The organism is Janthinobacterium sp. SUN176 (assembly GCF_030587335.1).
Classification (GTDB): domain Bacteria; phylum Pseudomonadota; class Gammaproteobacteria; order Burkholderiales; family Burkholderiaceae_D; genus Janthinobacterium; species Janthinobacterium kumbetense.
The window spans coordinates 2,490,785-2,513,098 of the sequence record NZ_JAPWIA010000001.1 but is presented as its reverse complement, the minus strand read 5'-3'; the positions used below and the strand labels follow the sequence as shown (position 1 = coordinate 2,513,098).

General features: G+C 64.4%; 22 protein-coding genes and 1 tRNA gene. 6 read left to right on the top strand and 17 right to left on the bottom strand.

The window, feature by feature from the left end; all coding sequences use genetic code 11:
• Nucleotides 1-19 precede the first annotated feature (19 nt).
• Together O3299_RS11290 and O3299_RS11285 are read left to right on the top strand one after the other, a co-directional pair.
• Nucleotides 20-115 (top strand) — tRNA-Sec (locus tag O3299_RS11290).
• A gap of 153 nt (nt 116-268) precedes the next feature.
• The gene (locus O3299_RS11285) at nt 269-982 is read left to right on the top strand and encodes an ABC transporter substrate-binding protein (protein ID WP_253192659.1); all 714 of its coding nucleotides are present in this window, start codon (nt 269-271) and stop codon (nt 980-982) included.
• Nucleotides 983-990: 8 nt separating this feature from the next.
• On the opposite strand, the gene O3299_RS11280 is transcribed toward O3299_RS11285, so the two are convergent.
• The 7 genes from O3299_RS11280 to fur all read right to left on the bottom strand — a co-directional run bounded on the left by O3299_RS11280 (nt 991) and on the right by fur (nt 5,690).
• Nucleotides 991-1,731, bottom strand: coding sequence for a GGDEF domain-containing protein (locus O3299_RS11280; RefSeq protein WP_251348081.1), 741 nt, complete (start codon nt 1,729-1,731; stop codon nt 991-993).
• 3 nt (nt 1,732-1,734) lie between these two features.
• Entirely contained in the window at nt 1,735-2,133 is a 399-nt protein-coding gene (locus O3299_RS11275; RefSeq protein WP_099667278.1) for a DUF1987 domain-containing protein, read from the bottom strand.
• Nucleotides 2,134-2,155: 22 nt separating this feature from the next.
• Entirely contained in the window at nt 2,156-2,713 is a 558-nt protein-coding gene (locus O3299_RS11270) for a SiaB family protein kinase (RefSeq protein ID WP_071076508.1), read from the bottom strand.
• 64 nt (nt 2,714-2,777) lie between these two features.
• Nucleotides 2,778-3,995, bottom strand: coding sequence for a SpoIIE family protein phosphatase (locus tag O3299_RS11265; protein ID WP_305062350.1), 1,218 nt, complete (start codon nt 3,993-3,995; stop codon nt 2,778-2,780).
• Nucleotides 3,996-4,167: 172 nt separating this feature from the next.
• Nucleotides 4,168-4,758, bottom strand: a complete 591-nt coding sequence (locus O3299_RS11260) for an NAD(P)H-dependent oxidoreductase (protein WP_099667279.1) — start codon at nt 4,756-4,758, stop codon at nt 4,168-4,170.
• Nucleotides 4,759-4,817: 59 nt separating this feature from the next.
• Complete coding sequence (locus tag O3299_RS11255) at nt 4,818-5,183, bottom strand: MerR family transcriptional regulator (RefSeq protein WP_305052639.1); 366 nt, start codon at nt 5,181-5,183, stop codon at nt 4,818-4,820.
• A gap of 69 nt (nt 5,184-5,252) precedes the next feature.
• A complete protein-coding gene (gene fur / locus O3299_RS11250) occupies nt 5,253-5,690 on the bottom strand; it encodes a ferric iron uptake transcriptional regulator (RefSeq protein WP_099667281.1) in 438 nt (145 codons plus the stop codon).
• A 240-nt stretch (nt 5,691-5,930) separates the two neighbouring features.
• Here fur and O3299_RS11245 point away from each other — a divergent pair, with 240 nt between their 5' ends.
• Both O3299_RS11245 and O3299_RS11240 read left to right on the top strand, forming a co-directional pair.
• Entirely contained in the window at nt 5,931-6,827 is an 897-nt protein-coding gene (locus O3299_RS11245) for a LysR family transcriptional regulator (RefSeq protein ID WP_305062349.1), read from the top strand.
• Between the two features lie 146 nt (nt 6,828-6,973).
• Entirely contained in the window at nt 6,974-7,591 is a 618-nt protein-coding gene (locus O3299_RS11240) for an OmpW family protein (protein WP_305062348.1), read from the top strand.
• 81 nt (nt 7,592-7,672) lie between these two features.
• Here the strand turns inward: O3299_RS11240 and O3299_RS11235 are convergent, their stop codons facing one another.
• From O3299_RS11235 to O3299_RS11195, 8 genes are all read right to left on the bottom strand, one after another.
• On the bottom strand, nt 7,673-8,500 hold the full coding sequence (locus O3299_RS11235) for a MetQ/NlpA family ABC transporter substrate-binding protein (protein ID WP_099667284.1): 828 nt from the start codon (nt 8,498-8,500) through the stop codon (nt 7,673-7,675).
• Nucleotides 8,501-8,532: 32 nt separating this feature from the next.
• Nucleotides 8,533-9,207 carry a methionine ABC transporter permease gene (locus tag O3299_RS11230; RefSeq protein WP_152251093.1) on the bottom strand — a complete coding sequence of 225 codons (675 nt, stop codon included), beginning with the start codon at nt 9,205-9,207 and terminating at the stop codon, nt 8,533-8,535.
• On the bottom strand, nt 9,200-10,009 hold the full coding sequence (locus O3299_RS11225) for a methionine ABC transporter ATP-binding protein (RefSeq protein ID WP_099667285.1): 810 nt from the start codon (nt 10,007-10,009) through the stop codon (nt 9,200-9,202). Before O3299_RS11225 ends, O3299_RS11230 begins: the two co-directional genes overlap by 8 nt.
• Before the next feature lie 185 nt (nt 10,010-10,194).
• Nucleotides 10,195-11,334 carry a TonB family protein gene (locus tag O3299_RS28090; protein WP_370385275.1) on the bottom strand — a complete coding sequence of 380 codons (1,140 nt, stop codon included), beginning with the start codon at nt 11,332-11,334 and terminating at the stop codon, nt 10,195-10,197.
• A complete protein-coding gene (locus O3299_RS11210; protein ID WP_251348083.1) occupies nt 11,334-11,954 on the bottom strand; it encodes a biliverdin-producing heme oxygenase in 621 nt (206 codons plus the stop codon). Before O3299_RS11210 ends, O3299_RS28090 begins: the two co-directional genes overlap by 1 nt.
• Nucleotides 11,955-11,989: 35 nt before the next feature.
• Nucleotides 11,990-14,911: a TonB-dependent receptor gene (locus tag O3299_RS11205; RefSeq protein ID WP_305062347.1), complete on the bottom strand. Its 2,922-nt coding sequence runs from the start codon at nt 14,909-14,911 to the stop codon at nt 11,990-11,992.
• A 101-nt stretch (nt 14,912-15,012) separates the two neighbouring features.
• On the bottom strand, nt 15,013-16,008 hold the full coding sequence (locus tag O3299_RS11200; RefSeq protein WP_305062346.1) for a FecR domain-containing protein: 996 nt from the start codon (nt 16,006-16,008) through the stop codon (nt 15,013-15,015).
• Nucleotides 16,009-16,016: 8 nt separating this feature from the next.
• On the bottom strand, nt 16,017-16,532 hold the full coding sequence (locus O3299_RS11195; protein WP_251348086.1) for a sigma-70 family RNA polymerase sigma factor: 516 nt from the start codon (nt 16,530-16,532) through the stop codon (nt 16,017-16,019).
• Nucleotides 16,533-16,866: 334 nt separating this feature from the next.
• On the opposite strand from O3299_RS11195, the gene O3299_RS11190 reads away from it, so the two are divergent.
• Complete coding sequence (locus O3299_RS11190) at nt 16,867-17,433, top strand: YceI family protein (protein ID WP_099667289.1); 567 nt, start codon at nt 16,867-16,869, stop codon at nt 17,431-17,433.
• 74 nt (nt 17,434-17,507) lie between these two features.
• Here the strand turns inward: O3299_RS11190 and O3299_RS11185 are convergent, their stop codons facing one another.
• Nucleotides 17,508-19,316 (bottom strand): NAD(P)/FAD-dependent oxidoreductase, encoded by a 1,809-nt coding sequence (locus O3299_RS11185; RefSeq protein WP_305062345.1) that lies wholly within the window; start codon nt 19,314-19,316, stop codon nt 17,508-17,510.
• Nucleotides 19,317-19,458: 142 nt separating this feature from the next.
• Complete coding sequence (locus O3299_RS11180; RefSeq protein WP_305062344.1) at nt 19,459-20,595, bottom strand: sigma-54-dependent Fis family transcriptional regulator; 1,137 nt, start codon at nt 20,593-20,595, stop codon at nt 19,459-19,461.
• Nucleotides 20,596-20,805: 210 nt separating this feature from the next.
• Here O3299_RS11180 and O3299_RS11175 point away from each other — a divergent pair, with 210 nt between their 5' ends.
• Entirely contained in the window at nt 20,806-22,302 is a 1,497-nt protein-coding gene (locus tag O3299_RS11175) for an alginate export family protein (protein ID WP_305062343.1), read from the top strand.
• Nucleotides 22,303-22,314 lie beyond the last annotated feature (12 nt).

The window sequence follows — 22,314 nt, the reverse complement described above, 5'->3', positions numbered from 1 at the left end:
GTACTAGCTCAGGCACCGCGGAAAGCACACTCATCCGGTGATGTGGCCGGGCTTCAAACCCGGTGGAGGGCGTCAGACGTTCTCCCGTAGGTTCGACTCCTACTGTTTTCCGCCAGTTATTCTTCCTTCCCCCTGCACGGTGATCGTCCCGGCGTTGGCCTGTTGTCACGTTGCGGTAAATAAGTGGTGTTATTGATAATATGCAACGATGCCAGGGTGAGCCGATGGTAACATCGGCTTGTATCCCCTGTGGCAGATGAAAGCAAGCATGAAACAAGCAAGCATGGCGTGGCTGCTGGCAGTGGCGCTGCTGATGCCGGCGCTGGCCGCGGCGGTGGACGTGCGCATCGTCGGCGAGCATTTGCCGCCGTCGAGCATGATGGAAGGCAATGTCGTCGTCGGACGTGAAACGCTCAAGGTGCGCGACATCATGGCGCGCGCCGGTCTTTCCTACAGCATCGAACTGCTGCCGTGGAAGCGCGCGTATGCGCAGGCGCTGCGCGAAGCCGACACCTGCATCTTTTCCACCAGCCGCACGCAGGAGCGCGAAGCGCAATTTCGCTGGATCGGGCCCCTGAACGAAGCGGAATGGATACTCTACGGCCTGGCCGAACGGCATTTGGCGCTGCGCACGCTCGATGATGCGCGCGGCCTGGTGATCGGCACGGTGCTGGGCGACGCGCGCGACGATTACCTGCGCCAGCGCGGCCTGAACGTGGCGCCCGTGACGCAGGAGTGGCTCAATCCGCAAAAGCTGCTGCTCGGACGCATCGACCTGTGGGCCGTCGGCATGGCGGTGGGCAGCAAGCCGTTTGCCGGCAAGGAGTGGGAGGGCAAGGTGGTGCCGCTGCTGACCTTCAACCGCGTGCAGACTTACCTCGCCTGCAACAGGCAGTTGCCCGAGGCGCAGGCCTTGGCCATGCAGCGGGCGGCGGCGGCCATGCGCCGCGACGGCAGCATGGCGCGCGAACATATCCGCTAAGGCCCGCTTCAGCTTTCCAGCCACTGGCGCACGCAGTTGCGCCCCTCGCGCTTGGCCTGGTACAGGGCCTGGTCCGCGTGGCTGTAGGCCGTTTCGAAGGCCGTGCCGGCGCGGTTCCAGCTCAGGCCCACGCTGACGGTGATGGCGCGCGTGATGGGCGCCGCATGGCGCTGGCGGCCGACGCTCTCGCAAATGCGCTGCGCCACTTGCGCCGCGTCGTCTCGCGAGGAAGTGGGCCAGACCACGGAAAACTCTTCGCCGCCGACCCGGCCGATGGCCGTTTCCTGTCCCAGCAGTGCCTTCAGGCAGTCCACCACGGCCTGGATCACGCCGTCGCCGGCCGGGTGGCCGAAATCGTCGTTGACCTGCTTGAACAAGTCGATGTCGAGCACGATCAGCGCCATGTCGCCCTGCGCCAGGCAGCGCGAGGCGTGGTCGATCACGGCGCCGCGGTTCAAGGCGCCCGTCAGCGGGTCGTGCGTGGCGCGGTATTCGAGCTGGCCGGCCAGGGTTTGCAATTGGCGGTTCAGCAGATGCATGTCGCGCTCGGCGCGGTCGCTGCGGCCGATCAGGCGCCGCGTCTCGCGCATCAGTCGTTCGTAGTGATTGATCAGCTCACCGAGCACGCGCCGCTGCGCCTCGCCGCTGGCGTGAGTATCGGCGTGCATGCGGCGCGCGGCAGCCAGCGCCGCCGCTTCCACGGTGAACAGGTCGGGCTCCAGGTCGGATTCGGAGATGGCGGCGCGCATGCCCTAGCTGCCCTGCACGGGATGGTCGTGGAAGTCCAGCGCCATGAAGTCCTGCTGCAGCTCCTGGCCGAATTCCAGGATGGTGTCGTCGTCCTCGTCGTGATACCAGTTCAGGCGCACCTGGTTGCCATCGACGGCCGCCTGGTTCAGGGTGTCGAACAGGGTAAACAGCATCTTCGTGCTGGAGCTGTTGAAATAGGCCAGCGAGACGTTGACGGTGATGGCGCTTTCGCGGCAGCCTTCCAGGTAGGCGCGCACGGCGGCGATCAGCGGGCCATAGAAGGCGGCTGCGTTTTCCGGATACGACTCGCCCTTGATCGACAGGGTGTGCTGCTCGAAACGGAAGTCGATTTCGGGCGAACTCGGGGTCGCGGCGATGAACAGTGGTGACGGTAATTGCATATGCTTTCCTGAGTCGGCTCTTTCAAATGATGGCTTTGATGCAGAAGATGGTGTGGCCCGGCTCCTGGGGATCCTGGACGAATTCGAATTCCAGCGGCTCGCTGGCGTCGCGCGCCATGGTCAGAAAACCCAGGCCCGCGCCCTTGCTGTCGGCCGGCGCTTCCTCGCGCAGGGCCTTCTTGTAGGCCAGGCGGATTTCTTCCATCGTCATGGTGTGCAGCGGCTCCAGCCGGGCGCGGATCTGCGCCACGTTGTCCGTCGAGACGGGGTTGGCGCACAGGAGGAAAAAGCTGTCGCCGCGCGTGCCGATGCAGAAGGAACCGCGCCGCATCTGCTGGTCCAGCTGCGCATCGGGCGTCAGGCTGTCGGCGGAATAGTGCATGATGTTTTGCGACATCTCGATGAACGAGGAAAAGATGCGCCGCCGCGTGGGCCCGGCCGCGCCGGCCGTGTCCAGGCGCGCCTTGATGGTTTCGGAAATGGCGCTGACCACGTGCTGCGAGAAATAGCCCACGTAAAAAAAGATGATGTTGCGCTTGCGCGCCACATCCCAAAACTCGTTGAATTCTTCGTACAGCACGTCCGTGCTCCTGGCTAGCCGGTGACCCGGTTTCTTGTTGATAAGGTGGCTCGATGGCGCCCGACTACAGGCGAAAACAGAAAAAGGTCAGGTCGTCGCGGCGCGGCTGCTTGCCTTGCCATGCCGCGCTGTCCTGCAGCAGCGCCGTCGCCACGTCGCCGGCTGGCGCATCGCGCTGCGCCAGCAGCTGTTCGCGCATGCGCCGCTTGCCGTAGGCGATGTCGCGCGCGCCGCCGATCTGGTCGAGCAGGCCGTCGGTGGTGAGGAACAGCAGGCTGCCGGCGGGAATGTCCAGCGTCTCGTTGTGCCAGCAGTAGCCGGCCGGCGTGTCGACATAGCCCACGCCCATGCGCGCGCCATCGATGGCGCGCACGGCCTCTTCGCCCGGCGCGACCACGTGCAGCGCCAGTTTCGCCCCCGCGAAACGCAGGCTGGCGCCCGCCGTGTCGTAGCACAGGAAGGCGCAATCCATGCCGTCGTTCGAGCCGGCGTGGCCGGTGGCTTCGCCGCTGCTGGCGCCGTCCTGGCCCAGCAGGGTCTTGATGGCGCGGCTGACGGCGCCGATCAGGGCGGCCGGATCGTGCGGCCCCAGCTCGCGCAAGGCCTGGCTCAGGGCCGACGAGGCGATCAGGGTCATGAAGGCGCCCGGCACGCCGTGCCCCGTGCAGTCGGCGATGGCGGCAAACCAGCCGCCCGCGTGGCGCTCGAAAAAGTAAAAATCGCCGCCGACCACGTCGCGCGGCTGCCATTCCAGGTGCGCGTCGGGCAGGGTGGCGCGCAGTTCCGCATCCGAGGTGCGCAGCAGCGCGCGCTGGATCACGCTGGCGTAATCGATGCTGTGCATGATTTGCCGGTTCTTTTCCGCCTGCATGGTGGCGACCACGTTCATCAGCTGCAAGCCGAAGCCCACGCCGGCCAGCGCGCCATCCTCGGTGATGATGAAGCCGTCGGCCAGCGCCTTCTCGCCCGCTTCCACGGCGCGGAAGGTGAGGTCTTCGATGCTCATGGCGCCGTCGACGATCAGCGGTTCCTTGTCCATGAAGGCGATGCAGCTCTTCTTGCCGTACACCTCGTGATAAAAGGGCTTGGACATCTGCGACATGAAGATATTGCGGCTGATCAAGCCGATGGGCTTCTGCTGCTCCGTGACGGGCAGGCTCATCATGTCGCGCCGTTCCGTGAACAATTCCAGCACGGCGAAATTGCTGGCGTCGGCCTGCACGGATTCCGTGGGAATGCACAGATCAAACGCCACGGACGTGCGATAACGGGGAAGATGCAATCGAGAAGCGTTGAACTCCACAGCGGCTACCTTTACATGACGATCGGACCCTTGTTGTCGCGACGGCAAGGCGACTGACAAACAGGCAATATCATCATGGTAGCCTTGGAATATGACGGCTTGATTACCAGCTTGTCAAAACCGTATGCAAGATGGCTGCATGGCAAGCAACTTACAGGCGCCGGGCCAGCGCCTGTGCCTGGGCCAGCCAGCGCGCGCGCTGCGGCTCGGTGGAATCGAGGAGGGGGCCGAAGCTGGCCACCCTGACGGGCTTGATGCCGCAAAATTCGAGCGTCGTCTTGCGCAACTGGTGGATGCCGGGCATGCGGTAGACCCAGCGGAAATACCAGGGCGGCGTATCCATCGTCACCAGCAGCTGCGCCGTGCGGCCCTTCAGCAATTGCGCCGGGAAGGCCTTGCCGGGGCGGTACTTGAAAGCGTAGCCGGGCAGGAAGACGCGGTCGACGAAGCCTTTCAGCAGGGCTGGCGCGCCGCCCCACCAGATCGGGTAGGCGAACACCAGGTGTTCGGCCCACCTGATGGCTTCCTGCGCGGCCAGCAAGTCCGCTTCCAGCGGCTGCACCTGGCGGTAGCCTTCGTGCAGGATGGGATCGAAGTCCAGCTGGCCCAGGCGCAGCTCGCGCACGGTGTGGCCCGCGCTGCGGGCCGTGGCGGCATAGGCTTCGGCCAGGGCGGCGCAAAAGCTGTCGCCCGACGGGTGGCCGAGGAGTATCAAAATGCGCTTGGGTGTCGTCTTGGTCATGGTGCAGGCTGTCCGTTAAAGAAGAGCTTGCATGCTAAAGCCTGCCCCTGAGGGCAGAGTCAAGCGGCCGCTTGAAGGTATTGGTGCGCCAGGCAGTCGTGGATTTCCGTGTCGATGTCGGCCAGTTGCGCGTCGAGCTGGCGCAGGCGGGCGATATCCTGCCGTATCTGCGTGCGCTTGGCGGCGATGTGCTGCGACAGGGCGGCCCAGTCCGTATCGTCGCCGGCCAGGATGGGCAGCAGTTCGGCCAGGCGGAAGCCCAGCGCCTGCGCCTGGCGTATGAGTTTGACTTGCGCCAGGTCTTGCTGCGTGTAGACGCGGTAGGCGCCGGCGCGGCGCACGTCGCCCAGCAAGCCCAGCGCTTCATAGTGGCGCAAGGCCTTGGGCGAGGTGCCCGCCAGGCGGGCGATTTCTCCGATGTACATGGGTGATCCTTTCTCAAGCTTGAGCGAATCTTACCGTATGGCAGCGGCGCCCAAACGGCCCAGGCATCTTCAGGCCCGGCGCGGCGGCACTTTCTTCGCCGTGCACTCGGCGCAAGTGCCGTACAGCGACAGCGCGTGCTCGTGCAGCACGAAGCCCCGCTCGGCGGCGATCTCGTTCTGGCGCAGTTCGATGCCTTCGTCGACGAATTCATCGACCTTGCCGCAACCCGTGCAGACCAGGTGGTCGTGGTGCTGCCCTTCGTTCAGTTCGAAGACGGCGTGGCCCGATTCGAAATGCCGGCGAAACAGGATGCCCGCTTCGGCAAACTGCATCAGCACGCGGTAGATGGTGGCCAGGCCCACGTCGATCTTTTCAGCCAGCAAGAGTTTGTAGACATCGTCCGCACTCAGGTGCTTGATCGTGCCTTCTTGAAACAGCTGCAGAATCCGCAAGCGGGGGATGGTCACTTTCAAGCCCGATTCACGCAGTTCCCTCAATATATCCATGTCTCCCATTCCTTTTTGTAGTCGCCCTAGCGAGGTATTGCATTATATCGCAAATGATAATCATTACCATTCTCATGTGTGTGCTGTAAATAGTATGCCGCGCGGGCGGGCGGCAATCCAGTGACATCGGCGCAAGTGGTGCTTGCGTGGCGGGCAACTGATGCCGGCAGTATTGGTTGCTGCTGAAAAGTGGCGGTCGAATCGCTATACTGTGCGGCAGGAAATAACAATGGAGGGGGCATGGACCGATTTGATGCGATGCGCATCTTTACGCGCATCGTCGAACTGCGCAGTTTTACGCAGGCGGCGCATGACCTCGGCTATCCGAAGGCCACCGTCACGCATGCGATCAAGCAACTGGAAGCGCGGCTGCGCGTGCGCCTGCTGCAGCGGACCACGCGGCAAGTGACGTCCACGCCCGATGGCGACGCGTATTACCAGCGCTGCGTGCGCCTGCTGGCGGACCTGGAAGAAACGGAAGCCGTGTTCAGTTCGGCGGCGCAGCAACCGGCCGGCAAGCTGCGCATCGACTTGCACGCGACCCTGGCCATGCACTTCGTCATGCCCGTGCTGGACCGGTTCTGCGCCCGCTATCCGCTGATCGAACTGGAAATCGGCATGGGCGACCGCCTCGTCGACCTGGTGCGCGAAGGCGTCGATTGCGTGCTGCGCGTGGGCGAACTGGGCGACTCGTCGATGGTGGCGCGCCGCGTGGCGCTGCTCGACCAGGTGACGTGCGCCAGCCCCGCCTACCTGGCCGCGCACGGCACGCCGGAGCATCTGACGCAGCTGGATGGCCACCGTGCCGTCAATTTCTTTTCCGCCCAGACGGGCAAGGTCTGGCCCTTCGATTTCAAGGTGGCGGGACAGCGCCACAGCGTGGCCTTGCCAGGCACCGTGTCCGTCAACAATGCCGACGCGTATCACGCCTGCTGCCGCGCGGGCATGGGCTTGATCCAGGCGCCCCGTTATCACCTGGAGCGGGCGCTGGCGGCCGGCGAACTGGTGGAAGTGCTGCGGGACTGGCGGCCCGACCCGCTGCCCGTGTCCGTGCTGTATCCCCACCACCGGCAATTGTCGCCGCGCGTGCGCGTGTTTGCCGACTGGGTCGCCAGCCTGTTTGCCGACGTGCATTGATGCGCTGCAATGCGGCAATTTTTGACCTGGGCAAAGGAAAAAATCCCTCTGGTGATGCCATATAGCACTATTTGATGTGGATCAAAGTTTTTGTTGCACTGCACTCTTAGACTTCGCAGCGTTACTTAACGACAGAGGAAAACATAATGAAAACGTCCGCAACTGCAGCAGCAATCGTCCTGGCCGCCATTGGCGCATTCGCCGGCAACGCAATGGCACAGGAAAGCCCATGGCTGGTCCGTGCGCGCGCCGTGCATATCGATCCGGCCGATAAATCGACTCCTGTTGGTGGCCTCGGTGCATCGGACCGCTTGACGGTCAGCAGCAAGACGATTCCTGAAATCGATATTTCGTACTTCTTCACCCCGAATATCGCTGCCGAGCTGATCCTGACCTACCCGCAAAAGCATGACGTCAAGCTCGATGGCGGCCAAGTCGGCACCTTCAAGCACCTGCCGCCGACCCTGTCGCTGCAATACCACTTCATGCCTGAAAAACAGTTCAGCCCTTACGTGGGTGCCGGCGTGAACTACACGAATATTTCCGATGTGAAATTGCTGAACGGCGCCGGCCGCCTGGAACACGACAGCTGGGGTTTCGCGCTGCAAGCTGGCGTCGACTACAAGCTCGATAAAAACTGGTCGCTGAACTTCGACATCAAGAAAGTGCAGATCCGCAGCGACGTCTTCATCGGCGGCGCCAAGGCCAGCGAAGTCAAGGTGGATCCGCTGCTGATCGGCGTCGGCGTCGGCTACCGCTTCTAAGCAAGGCATGACTGCGCCCGCGCGGCGCGGACAATAAAAAAGGACGGCCTTGGCCGTCCTTTTTGCATGGCATGCAGCGGTCTATTTTTTCAGCGTCTTTTCCAGCGCCAGCTGGTAATCCGTCTTTTCGTAGCCGGCCAAATACTTGTTCGTCGCGTCGAGGAAGGCGCGCGAGCGGTAGGCCGCTTCCAGGTCCTTCACCCATGGCTTGGCCTTGTCGGCCGTGCGGATGGCCACCAGGTTGATGTAGCTGTCCGAAATCTTTTCCACGCTCAGGGCCGACGTCAGCTTCATGCCGGCGGCCAGGGCGAAGTTACCGTTCACGAAAGCGTAGTCGGCGTCGGCCAGCGAACGTGGCAGCTGCGCCGCTTCCAGTGGCACCAGTTTCAGCTTCTTCGGGTTTTCCAGCACGTCGCGCTCGGACGCGCGCAGCGGGTCGACGTTCGGTTTCAGCTTGATCCAGCCCATCTTGGCCAGCATCACCAGCGCGCGCGCCTGGTTGGTCGGGTCGTTCGGCATGGTGATGGTGGCGCCGTTCTTGACTTCCGCCAGCGTTTTCTGCTTGCCGCCGTACAGGCCGATCGGCATGGTCGGCACGGTGATCAATGAGCTCAGTGGCAGCTTGTTATCGGTGGCGAACTTGGTCAGGTAGACGATGTGCTGGAACACGTTGGCGTCCAGCGAGCCTTCGGCCAGCGCGTAGTTCGGCTGCACGTAGTCGTTGAATTCCACGATCTTGACCTTGTAGCCCTGTTTTTCCAGGATAGGCTTGATGCCCAGCTTCAGCTGGTCCGAATACGGGCCGGAGCTGGTGCCGATGACGAGTTCTTTCGGGTCCTTGGCGTGGGCGGCGGTGGCGAAGGCCAGGCTGGCAGCGGCCAGGAGCAGGTTGCGGCGAATGTGGTTCATGCTTTTCCTTGTACTGAAATACTGAATATGAATTAACGTTTGTCGAGGCGCTTGGCGATGCGCGTGCCGGCGAACTGGATGGTTTGCACCAGCACGATCAGGATGGCCACGGTGGCGACCATGATGTCCGTCTCGAAGCGGTAGTAGCCGTAGCGGATGGCCAGGTCGCCGATACCGCCGCCGCCCACCACGCCGGCCACTGCCGAATACGACAGGAAGCTGATCGACAGCACGGTCAGGGCCAGCACCAGGCCGGAACGCGCTTCCACCAGCAGCACGCGGAAGATGATCTGCATTTCCGACGCGCCCATGGCGTGCGCCGCCTCGATCACGCCGCGCGGCACTTCGCGCAGGTTCTGTTCCACCAGGCGCGCCAGGTAGGGAATGGCGGCAAACGACAGCGGCACGCTGGCCGCCAGCGGGCCGATCGAAGTGCCCGCGATGATGCGTGTAAACGGCGTCAGGGCGACCAGCAGAATGATGAAGGGGAAGCTGCGCACGGTATTGACCAGCCAGCCGAGGATCGTCGACAGTGGGCGGTTTTCCAGCGATTGGCCTTCCGAGACGAGGAACAGCAAGATGCCCAGCGGGCCGCCGATCAGGATGGCGGCCGTCAGGCCGATGCCCAGCATGGTCATGGTCTGGCCCAGCGCCACCCAGATTTCCGGCAGCAGCTTGATGACGTTATTGATCGATTCTTCAAACATGTGTTGCATCCTTCCATGCGGTGGCTTCAAACGCCTCGGTGCCGTAATAAGCCAGCTCGCGTCCCAGCGCCGTCTTGCGCGGGGTGGCCGTGTCGCTCAGGTCGAATTGTTCGGCGATGGCGCCGCTTTCCACGACGGCGACCCGGTTGCAGATGGCGCCCAGCACCGACAGCTCATGGCTGACGATGACGATGGTCACGCCCAGGCGCGCATTGATGTCGCGCAAGGTATCGAGCAGGGCGCGCGTCGTTTCCGCGTCCAGCGCGGACGTCGGTTCGTCGCACAGCAGCACGTCGGGGTGGCTGGCCAGGGCGCGGGCAATCGCCACGCGCTGTTTCTGCCCGCCCGACAATTGCGCCGGATAGCTGTGCAGCTTGTCGGACAAGCCCACCAGCGCCAGGCATTCCTCGACGCGGGCGGCGATGTGCTCGCCCTTGGTGGTGCCATGGATTTTCAGGGGGAAGGCGACGTTGTCGAACACGCTGGCGTTTTGCAGCAGATTGAATTGCTGGAAAATCATGCCAATATTCTGGCGCGCGTCGCGCAGTTCGCCCTTGCTCAAGCTGGTCAATTCGCGCCCGGCGACCGTGATGCTGCCGCTGTCGGGACGCTCGAGCAGGTTAATCAGGCGCAGCAAGGTCGATTTGCCGGCGCCGCTCTTGCCGATCAGGCCGAAAATATCACCGGGATAGACTTCCAGCGTGACCGATTTGACCGCGTGGAATTGTTCGCCCTTGGGCAGCGCGAAGGTCTTGTTTGCGCCATCGATGCGAATCACCGGCGTACGGTGTGGTGTGGTCATGCAGTGTTTCCTTTTTTATTGGACCGTGACAGGCGCGCTTGCAGGGGCCAAATCGCCCAGCCTGTTACGTCGGTTGCGTAGTATACCTCCGATCGTGTTATTACTCCTACGACAGAATCTTGCTTTGAATATGCAAATAATGTCTATATGGGTGTTTGGCGAGAGTAAAAGCGGTTTTTACGCGATCAGCCGATGGAAAATTCGACGGGAATCGATAATTCCAGCGGCTCCGGCCGTTCCTTGGGGATGCGCGGCAGTGGCGCCGCCCGTTGCAAAGTGTCGAGCGCGGCCTGATCCAGCGCTGCGGAACCGGAACTGCGCTCGATGGCGGCCGCCAGCACCTGCCCGTCGCGGTCGATGCGGCAGCGCAGGTACACCACGCCCTGTTCCTGCTTCGCGCGCGACGCCGTCGGATAGCGGCGGAAGCGCTCCATGCGCGCCAAAACCTTGCCTTCCCAGCTCGATACGCCGCTGCGCAGCTCCTGTGGCGCGGGCGGCAGGGCGGGCGAGGGAGGCGCCGCCGCGACGGATGCCGTGGCCACCGGTGCCGGCGTGACGGGGGCAGGGCGCAGCTCGGCGACGGCCGCGACGGCCTCGGCTTGAGGCGGCATGGGCGCGGCATCCGGCTGCGGCGGCACGAATTGCGGCAGGGCTGGCGCTGCTTTTTTGGCAAGGGCGCGCGACGGCGCGGCCGCGGCGCTGGCCTGTTCAGCAAGATTCTGCTCCAGCGGGCGGGGCGGGGCGGCGGCCGGCAGGAACAGCAGCATGGCCGGCTGCGCGGAGTCGGGCGCGATGGCCAGCACGGGCGCTGCCGGCGCGCGGTGGTACACGGCCCATCCCAGCAGGGCGCCATGCATGGCGAAGACCGTGGCGATGGTCAGCGGCTTGTGCCAGTCCGCCGGCGGCGTCTTTTCCGGCGCCGGCCCTTCCGGGCGGCGCAGCAGATAGATGATGACGGCGATTTCCATCGTTGCCACGAGGATGATGACCCACCAGGGCGGATGGCCGAGGCACATGGCGACAAAGCCGATGGCCATGCCCAGGCAAGCGAGGACCTTGCCGCGCCGCGACACGGCGCGGTGTTCACGCCACTGGCGCAGCGGCGCGCCGAAGCGCGGGTGGTGCAGCAGCCAGTGTTCCAGGCGTGGCGAGGCGCGGCTGAAGCAGGCCAGTGCCAGGATCAGGAAGATCGTCGTCGGCATGACGGGCAGCAGGGCGCCGATCACGCCCAGCGCCACCATCAGCATGCCGGCGGCCGTCCAGGCCCAGCGGCGCAGCCGTGCCGTATGCGCTTCCGCGCCGGCCTGGATTACTGGCTCTTCCATCAGGCGCAAGCCTCCACGTGGCCATGCATGCGCAGGAAGGCGGCGCGCGCGCCGTCGATCACGCGCGCTTCACCGGCGGCGTCAAGGACGGCCGTATCGAGTACTGACGTAAAATCGCGCCAGTGGCGCGCGCGTCCGTCCGGATGGCCGGCCAGGTGGCGCGCGCCGTGATGCTCGTCCAGGCCGATCTTGCCGGCCAGCTTATACAGGATGGCCGCGCCCAGCTTCGAGCCTTCGCTCACGTACAGCCAGCCCAGCGCCGTGGCCAGGTCCAGTTGCGCGTCGAACGGCGGCGTGGCCGCATCGGCCGGCAGGACGGTGCCCAGGTCGCTCAGGTCGGCCGCGATGCTGGCGTAGCGGCGGCGCTGTTCCAGGTCCGGCAGCAGGGCGGCCAGCTGCGCGTTGTCGTACAGCGCGTCGACATCGCGCAGGAACGCGTACTGCGCCTGCAGGAAGCGCGCGTAATTGTCGCGGCTGGAAAACGGCGCGCTGGCCATGATGCGCTGGTCCAGCAAGTCGTGGGTGGCCATGGTGTCGGCTTTCAGGCGCTGGCTGCGGCTAGGGGCCGCGTTAATCGGAACGGTGTTCAAGGTGCTGCTGGTGTCGCTTGCTGCATGCATGGAATATCTGCTCTCTATTATAAGGATGAATCAAATCAGAAACGAACGCCAAGCGTGACGCGCGCCGTGCGGCCCGGTCCCGGCATCAGGCTCAGAGTCAGCGGATCGAGGTAGTAACGGTCCGTCAGGTTGTCCACCGCCACATCGACGGTGGCGTTGGGCGTGATCTTGTAGCTGGCGAACAGGTCGGCCAGGGTGTAGGCCTGCGTCAGCACCTGCGGCGAGGTGCCCGTCCACGACTGCCACACGGCCTTGTCATCCTGGCGCGCCAGCGGATGGCCGACGTGCGTCAGGCGCGTGCCGACGGTGAGTTTTTCCTGCAGCCAGCGCGTGCCCAGGGTCAGGTTGGCGCTCAGCTTGGGCTGGATATGGTTGCTCACGTAGGAACTGGAAAAGCCGATGGGCGAGCAGTCGGGCGTGTTCCAGATGTCCGATTCCCACTTGCTGGCCTTGCGCAAATAGGCCGCCGTGGCCGCGTCGCAGATCAGGGTCTTGCGGTTCCAGGTACCGGAAAAATCGGCAAACACGCTACCCCGGTCATATGACGACTGCAGTTCGATGCCCGAGACGCTGTATTTGTCCGTGTTCGCCATCGAAAAATTCTGCGCGTAGGCCGGCAAGTCGGGAATCGGGCGGCGCGTGATGTAGCCGTGGGTGACGTTGTCGAAATAGGAGATGCGCAGGCGCAGCTTGTCGGCGGCGCTCCATACGCCATCCTTGACCACGCTCACGCCCACTTCGCGGTTGTGGCTGCGCTCGGCGTTCAAGGGCGACGAATACGTGGCCGAGAAGCCCATCGTCGATTCGTACAGGCTGGGCATGCGCAAGCCGCGCGCATCGCGCAGGAGCAGGCTGACGCTGTCGGACAGGCGCGCCGTCAGCGCAAACGTGGGCGCAAAACCGTGGTCCTTGCGGCGGATCGGCGTGCTGTACTTGAACAGGCCGGGGATGGCGTCGCGGTAGACATAGCCATTGCCGCTCCACTGGTCCACCTGCGAGACGTCCAGCGGCGCCGGCGCGGTGCCGTAGTTTTCCACCATGCCGCCCACCAGCGCGGGATTGGTGGCGGGCGTGAACCGGCCCTGCGCATCCTGGTACCACTTCGCCGCGCCGATCTGATCGCCGTCCTTGTCCCACATGGTGACCCATTGCCAGCCTTGCGGATGGTATTGCTGCTCGGCGCGGCGGTTGCGGTCGCGCGTATCGAAGCGCTGGAAGCGTCCGCCCGCCTCGACACTCAGCCAGTCGCGCGCCTGCCACTGCAGCGAGGCGAAGGCGCTTTGCTCGTGGCGCTTGCCGTTGCGCAGCGTGTGATTGGCGTTCAAGTCTTCATCGAGGATGCGCACGCTGTCGGCCGGGCCGATATCTTCATTTTGCAAGGACAGGCCGTAATCGAGCTTGAGCGCGCCCATGCCGGTGGCGAAGCGCGAGGTATTCGTCAGGTCCGTGCCGACGCGGCGCGCCTGGTTCTTTGCCAAGTACAGCACTTCCACGCATTCCTTGCATTCGTGGTCGCCCGGATTGGTCTTGCCTTCCAGCGGATTGCTGAAGATATCGCCGTTGCGCGACTTGCTCTGCATGTCCGTCAGCCACAGGTTGGCCTTCAGGTCGATCAGGTTCTGGCCTTCCGGCTTCCATTCGTAGCGCGCCGTCAGCGCGTTGGTGCGCACCTGGCTGGGGTCCCATTGCGGGATGCTGCCGGTGCTGTTGCGGTAGATTTGCGAGGGCATGATTTCGCCATAGCTGCTGTCGAAATAGCGGTAGCCCAGCTCCAGCTTCTGTTCGTGCGGCAGGCGCAGGTTGGCTTTCAGCAGGGCCGAGGTGGTGCGGTTGGCCGTGTTCAGCACTTCATCGCCTTTCTTGAAGAACTGCGTCACGCCATTGTCGTCGCCCCATTCGTTGAGCAACTGATAGCGTTCGAAACCGCGCGTGCCGGAAAAATAATTGCCGATGCTGCGCTGGCTGATGGCGGCCACCAGGTCGTAGTCGTCCTGGCGCGTGGCCACGGCGATGCTGTCAAAGCCGCTGCGCGGGTTGCCCAGCTTGTTGCGGTGCGTGCGCGGCGCGCTGCCGAAATCGTCCGGCGCCGAGACGCTGTTGTCCTGGATGCCGCCGCGCAGGCGCACGCCCGTGCGCTGGCCCGGGCGCAGGATGTCTTCCGGGCGCAGGGTCTGCATGCTGACCATGCCGCCGATGGCGCCCGCGCCTTGCGCCGACAGGTTCGGCCCCTTGTCGATGCGGATGGCGCTGATCAGGTCAGGGTCGATGTAGCTGCGGTCGGCGATGCCCGCGTAACCGCGGTAGACGGTGGATGATTGCAGGCTGCCGTCGATCAGCAGGGGCACGCGGCCCTGGCCCTGCATGCCGCGCACGTTGACGTCGACGGCGCCGCTATTGCGGCTGTCGCCCACCTGCACGCCGGCCACCCCCTTGAAGATGTCGGCCGGCGAGGTGCCGCGGAAGCGTTCGATCTGTTCGCGCCCGATGTAGGCGGACGAGGCGGACGTGACGTAGGGCAGGTCGGCCGGGTCCGTGTCGTCCGTCTCGAACGTGCCGCTGCCGCCCTGGCCATTCACGCGCAGGGTGCCGATCTGCACGGCGCCTGCGGCGACGGGGGCGGGCGCGCTGATGATGATGGTCGTGCCGTCTTGCAGCTGCGCCTGCAGGCCGCTGCCGGCCAGCAGCTGGCGCAGCGCCTCGGGCAGCGAATGGCGGCCTTGCAGCGGCGCGCTTTGCCGTCCCTGCGTCAGGCGCGCGTCGGCCAGCAGCACCATGCCGGCCTGGCGCGCCAGTTCGTTCAGCGCGCGGTTCAAGGGCTGCGCGGGGATGTGCCATTCGACCTGTGCCACCGGCGCGGCGGCGGCATGCACGGCGGGCGTGGCGAAGGCCAGGCCGATGGCCAGGAAGAGGGGAGACAGGCGGGCGTGCAAGGGAGGGCGCGGTGGAGTCATATGCATGTTTTTCCTATGGTGATGTGGTGATCCTTCATAGTTAAAACGAATGAGTCTCATTTACCCTGACGTGCGGATGCATTTTATTTCGCTGCATGTGGACTACATCAGCGGGCGAGAATGTGCAGCTTGCCGTCCTGGCGCTGCAGGCGCACGGGCAAGGCCAGGGGCAGGGCGGCGGCAAACTGCGCCGGCAGCTTCGCGTCGAAGCTGCCGTTCAGGCGCAGGCCGGCCAGGGCCGGGTCGTCAAGCACGAGGCCTGAATCGCCATAGCGCTCGAATTCGGCCAGCGCCTCGGCCAGGGTGGCGTCCTCGAAATCGAGGCGCCCGGCACGCCAGTTGCCCACCGCTTGCGCGCTGACCCTGGCCAGCGCTTGCACGCCCTGCGGCGTGACGGTGACCGTGTCGCCCGCCCGCAGCACTTCGGCATGCGCGCCGGCTTCGCTCTCCACCCGCACCGTGCCTTGCGCCACGCTCACCTGTGTCGTGGCGCCCACGTGGCGCACTGAAAAATGCGTGCCCAGTACCGTCGCCGTGGCCGCTCCCGCGATGACCTGGAACGGACGCGCAGGGTCGGCCTGCACATGGAACATGGCCTGGCCGCGCAGCAGGCGCACGCTGCGCCGGTCGCGGTACAGGGCCACGTCGACGGCGCTGCCGCTATCGAGTTCGATGCGGCTGCCGTCGGGCAGGACTTGCGTGGCGAACTGGCCGCGCGCCGTGCTGTAATCGTGCTGGAAGCCGGGGCGCTGCAGATGGCCGGCCAGCGGCCAGGCCAGCAGGCCGCACAGCAGCAGGCAGCCGCCGGCCAGCGCGCCGCGCGGCGGGAAAGAGGCCGCCTGGCGCAGCCGCCGCAGCAGCGATGACGGCGCGCCCGCCGCCGCGACGGGCTGGCTGAAGGCCGCCACGCGCTGCGCCGGCAGGCTGGCCAGCAGCGCATCGGTGCGGGCCAGCGCCTGCCAGGCCTGCTGGTGGCGCGGGTCCGCTTCCAGCCATTGCTGCAATGCCGCCAGGTCGTGCGCGGCCAGGCCGGCGTCGCGGCGCAGCAGCCATTGCGCCGCCAGGAAGTCGATGTCGTCGGCCGTCGTGTCTTGTGATGTCATGTGCTGTTTCATAGCGTATCCCGCTCGGGCAAGCCTTTTTTACAGGCGAGCATGCCGTTGATGATGTGTTTTTCCACCATGTTGACGGAGATACCCATCTGTGCGGCGATCTCGATCTGGCTCAGGCCGTCGAACTTGTACAGCGCGAAAGCCTGGCGGCAGCGCGGCGGCAAGCCCTCGATGATGAGCAGCAGGCGTTCCATGGTTTGCCGGTCGTGCAGCCGTTGCTCGGGTTCATCGGCGCGCGGCGCGCGCAGCTGCATGTGCGGCTCGTCGAGCGCGTCATGGGGCCGCCTCTGGCGCAAACGCTGTTCGTCGATGGCGATGTTTTTCGCCGTGACGTACAGCAGGGCGCGCTGGCCGCTGTCGGGTGGCGTATCGCCATGCAGGGCGCGGGCGCCGCCTTGCGGCTGGCGCGCCAGGAGGCGGGCATAGGCTTCCTGCACCACGTCCTGGGCCTTGTCGCGGCATCCCGTGGAGCGCGAAATCAGGCGCAGCAATTCCTGGTAATAGCGTTCAAGCACCGCGCATGTCCCCGTGATCAAAGCGCGCCATGATAGCAAGCCCATCAAATAATAACAAGAATCATTCTCATTTATGATGTAATCTGAGGCGCCGGATAACGCTGGATATTTTTGGCAATGCAGACAATAATCGGCAGCAGAAGGCGCTGTCACAGAGAATATCGCCATGTATTATCGATTTTATCGATGCTAACTAGGTATATTTTCCGTTTTACATCGATCTTCATGCCATGCATAATCTGTTGCAACTGAAGCCAGACAATCAGCCGCATGCGCCAGTCGCCTGCAGCTGGTTGCGGTTTTGACATCCTCCACTTTCTGTTAGGAACCTACAATGAAAAAACTGCTCGCTTTTATCGCCGCCGCCGGCTTCTCGCTGTCCGCCGTTGCCGCTCCTGAAGTCTATGTCATCGATGGCAGCCACACTTTCCCCCGCTTCGAGTACACCCACATGGGCTTCTCGACGCAGCAAAGCCGTTTCAATAACACCACCGGCAAGGTCACCCTGGACCGCGCCGCCAAGACGGGCGCCGTCGAAGTGCTGATCGACACCAAATCCGTCGACACGGGTTCGACCCTGTTCAACTCGCACATCCAGGGCGAAGATTTCCTCGACACGGCCAAGTTCCCGGTCGCCACCTACAAATCGACCAAGTTCAATTTTGACGGCGACAAGCTCGCTTCCGTCGACGGCAACCTGACCCTGAAAGGCGTGACCAAGCCAGTCACCCTGACCGTCACCTCGTTCACCTGCGCACCGCACCCGATGCTGAAAAAAGACGCTTGCGGCGCCAACGCCACGGCCAAGATCAAGCGCTCGGAATTCAACGCCGGCAAATATGCGCCAGCCGTCAGCGATGACGTCACGCTGACGTTTGCCATCGAAGCCATCAAGCAGTAATTGTTGGCTGCATAATGCAAAATGGCGGCGGACTTCGGTCCGCCGCCATTTTTTTTATCTGCTTGCCCCTGCCATCACGCCAGGTGATGTACCTCCTGCTGCGCATACACGGGGGTGGTCAAGCCTTCCATGCGCGCCTTCAGCTGCAGCGACAGGTACTGGGAATAGTGGCGCGACTGGTGCAGGTTGCCGCCGTGGAACCACAAGGCTTGCTGCTGCGTGGGCTTCCACATATTGCGCTGCTCGCCTTCCCACGGACCGGGATCCTTCGTCGTGGCGGAGCCCAGTCCCCACACCTTGCCCACCTTGTTCGCTACTTCCGGCGAAATCAGGTCGGCCGCCCAGCCATTCATGGAGCCGTAGCCGGTGGCGTACACCACCAGGTCGGCCGGCAGTTCCGTGCCGTCCGACAGCACGATGGAATGGCTTTTCAGTTCCTGCACGCCGACGCCGCTTTTCAGCTTGATCTTGCCCTCGGCGACCAGCTCCGAGGCGCCCACGTCGATGTAGTAGCCGGAGCCGCGGCGCAGGTATTTCATGAACAGGCCGGAATCGTCATCGCCGAAATCGAGCATGAAGCCCCGTTCTTCCAGGCGCGCATAAAAGTCCGCATCGCGCTCGCGGATGGCCTGGAAGACGGGCTTCTGGAAGTCGGCCAGTATCTTGTACGGGATCGAGGCGAACGTCAGGTCGGCCTTCGCCGTCGTCATGCCGGCCGCCAGCGCCCGTTCCGAATACAGGTCGCCCAGGGCCAGGTCCATCAGGGAATCGGACTTGACGATGTGCGTCGACGAGCGCTGCACCATGGTCACGTCCACGCCCGCTTCCCACAGGGCGGCGCAGATATCGTGCGCGGAATTGTTCGCGCCGATGACGACCACCTTCTTGCCCGCATACGCGTCCGGCCCCGGATGCTGCGACGAGTGCTGCTGTTCGCCCTGGAACACGTCCATGCCCTTGAACTTCGGCATGTTCGCCTTGCCCGACATGCCCGTGGCCAGCACCAGCTGCTGCGGCTTCAGGGTGACGGGCTGGCCGTCGCGCAGCACTTGCACCGTCCACTCGCCGGACGCTTCGTCGAAGCTGGCCGATTCGCAGGAAGTCGAGCCCCAGTAGTTCAGCTCCATCACCTTGGTGTACATTTCCAGCCAGTCGCCGACCTTGTCCTTGGGCGTGAAGACGGGCCAGTTGTCGGGGAAGGGAATATACGGCATGTGGTCGTACCAGACGGGGTCGTGCAGGCACAAGGACTTGTAGCGCTTGCGCCAGCTGTCGCCGGGGCGCGCATTTTTCTCGATGATGATGGTGGGGACGTTCAATTGCCGCAGGCGCGCGCCCAGCGCGATGCCGCCCTGGCCGCCGCCGATGATGACGCAATAGGGCTGGCGTGCGTAGCCCAGTTCCTTTGCTTCCTGCTCGCGGTGCTCCAGCCAGCTGCTGCGGTTGGTGCGCGCGCCGTGTTCCGTGCCCATGGGCCGCCGGCCGCCCTTGGCTTCCTCAAAACCCTTCAATTCGCTCATGGTGGTGAGCAGGGTCCAGATCTTGCCGTCGCGGATGCGGATGAAACCCACGCCGCGCGCCGCCTTCGTTTCCACCGTGATCCAGCTTTGCAGCACGCCGCCGGCCTCGCTGGCGTGTTCGCCGTCGGCGATGCGAATGGAGAGCGGCTGCACGGCGCCCAGCTGGGCGGCCAGCATGGCGGCGATCTGCTCGCGGCCTTCCAGGGTTTTCAAATTCCAGGTAAACAGCACCAGGTCGCGCCAGTAGCCGTCCTGTTCGAACAATTGCGCGGCGCCCGTGCTGTCGCTGGCGCGCAGCGCGCCTTCGAGCTGCTCCAGGATGCCGGCCACGGCCAGGTCGTGCGGGTTGCTATCGGTTTGCATCGTGTCTCCTCCAAGTCTGCTGACTTTATGATGGGATGCGGCTGTGTTGCCGCTGACGATGTTGTAACACTGGCGTTCCGGCGCCGCATTGCGCAGCGCAGCATGGCTGAAGTTGAGACGGAAATCTCAGCTTTTCGGACGGCTACTGGCGGTGCGGCGGCACGATGTGCAGTTGTTTGAGACGCCGGTACAGGGTGGCGCGCGAAATGCCCAGCATGGCCGCCGCTTGCAGCGGGCGCCATTTGGCGGCGTTCATGGCGTGGGCGATGCGCGTGCGTTCGGCCTGTTCCGGCGCGGTGTATGCCAGTGCGTCCGGCGCGACAGGCGCCTCGCGCGTGGCGCGCACGCCGGCCTGGCGCAGCGGTGCGCGCACGCGGGCGTGCAGCCAGGTGCTGCCTCCGGCCAGGCGCAAGGACAGCAGATTGTGTCCCGCGCGCGCATCGAACAGCCGCTCGGCGCGCACTTCCAGCACGTCGCCGACGGGACGCGGCAGCGTGTCCAGGCCCCCGATGACGTCGCGCGCGCAGCGGTTGGCGGCGACGATGTCGCCATGCTCGTCGATGGCGAGCAGCATCTCCGGCTGCACTTCCACGAAGTGGCGGTTGCGGTGCGCCAGCAGGATGCAGCAATGGCCGTAGGACTTCAGGAAAAAGCCGTCCTCGATCAGGGTCGCGCCTTGCCGCACCAGTTGCCTGACCAGGCGCTGGCTGTCGCGCGCATCGGGGGAAGTCAGCGCGGAGGCATCAAGTACGCCGATCAAGTCGCCGTGCGGCGAAAAGATCGGTGCGGCGCTGCAGGTCAGGCCCGTGAACGCGGCGCGGAAATGGTCGGTCTTGTGCACCGTGATGGCTTCCTGGTCGAGCAGCACGGAGGCGATGCCGCACGTGCCTTCCTCCTCTTCCGACCAGCACGAACCGGGATACAGGCCCGCCTTCTTGAAATCCTTGCGCTGGTCCGTGTCGACCACGTAGTCGATCGTCACGCCGCGCGCATTGGCGAGGATGACGCAGTAGCCCGCTTCGCGCACCATGGCGTGCAGGCGCGGCAGGCACTGGCCCGTGGAGCGCAGAAAATTTTCTTCGGATTGCTGGATGGCGCGCAGCTCGGCGCCCGTCAGGATGCGCGGCCCCGTGGTGGAGGCGGGGTCGAGCCGGTAGTCGTCCAGCGAGCGCCGGTACGATGACGCCAGCCTGGCCGTATCGGCCCCTGGATTGACGATGCGGCCGGCGATCAGGTCGCGCACGCGGTCGATATGGCTGGTCTGGCGGACGTAGGGCATGGCGCTCTCCGGTGTCTCGGTATTTTTTATGGTATGCCCGTTTTTAGCACGAAGCGCCGGCACATGCATGCCGCATTGCAGCATGGGACTGCCGTGAGACGTTCGTCTCACCACAGTCGCGCCGCACAATAGGATGCTTTACAACAATAAAAAAGAGCATCTCTGATAACATTCGCTCAAATTGACAGTCAGCCGGCGCAAGGGATATCTATGGCAATGCAAACGATGTTCCTGGCACGCAGAACGATGATGCTGGCCTTGCTGGGAGCGAGCGCCTCCTGCGGCGCCGCCGGCCAGCTCGATCCCGATGGACAGAGCAGCCTGGAAAAGGAAGTGGCCCGGCGCGCCGCCGTCGAACCGGCCTTCGGCGCCGACTGGCAAGTGACGCGCTCCGTGGAAGCGGGCGTGCAGGTGGCCGGCGAAAGCAATCTGTTCTGGAAGCTGTCGAATACGCCAGCGCGTAATCCCGGCTTCGAATTCAACCCCTATTGGTACGAGTTCTATGTCAAGCCGGCCCTTGGCTTCAAGCGCAATCTGGGCGACGGCAAGCAGCTGTATGCGCGCGTGTCCGCCGTCGGCTCGGGCACGGCGCGCCATGATCCATTCGGCGCCGGCGATACGGGCCGCATCTCGATCGAGGAATTCGTCGCCGGCATCCGCATGCCGCTCGGCGGCACGCGCGCCATGCTCGACTTGTCGGCCGGCGCACAGAATTTCACGCTGGGCACCGGCATGCTGATCGCCAATGGCGGCTCGAACGGCTTTGACCGTGGCGCGCTGAAACTGGGGCCGCGCAAGGCCTTCCAGAATTCGGTGGTGGCGAAAATAAGCCAGGATGCGGTCAGCGCCCAGGCGTTCTATCTCGACCCGAATGAAAACCCCGACAACGATTCGGGCACGCGCGTCGTCGGCGTTGATTTCAGCTATGCGCCAGCAAACGACCGCAAGGCCGGCATTGCATATGGCAAGGTGCCCCGTTCGCATGCCGCGTATCCGCAGGCGGCGCCAGGCGGCATCGGCGCGCCGCTGGCCGTGCCCGAAGGCCGCAAGGACTTGCAGTTCGTGTATGGCTATGCGCGCGTTCCCGTATTGCCCACCGTGCTGCCGAAAGGCTGGTTCGGCGTCGACGCGGCGCGCGAATGGAATACGCGCGAGCCGATGCGGGCCTGGGGCTGGCGCACGGAAGGGGGCTTTTCGCTGCCCGACGTGGCCTGGACGCCGAAGTTCACGCTTGGCTACCAGAGTTTTTCAGGCGACGATCCGCGCACGGCGCGCAACGAGCGCTTTGACCCGCTGTTTTTCGAAGGCACGCCGGGCGCCTGGGCTTCTGGCAGCAAGGCGACCTGGGTCTTCGTCAATGCCAACGTGAATGCGCTGCAGGCTACCATCGAGCTGCACCCGACGCCGAAAGATACCGTGACCGCCTACCTGGCCCAGGTACGGGCCAACCAGATGGGCAGCCCGCTGCAGTTCGGCCAGGCCACGCGCCTCGACGTGCCGGGCGACGCGCCCGTGGTGATCGCCGGCGTGCTGCGTCCGATGCTGGCGAACGATGTCTTCGTCAAGTACGTGCGCGTGGTGAACCCGAATACCTACCTGACCCTGGGCTTCAGCGCCTCGTTCGCGCAGTCGGGCGTCAACCAGCTGGTGAATGGCCAGGCCAGGACGTGGACGGGCTGGCTGGCGAACGTCGTCTGGGTCTATTAAGTATTCTGTCTA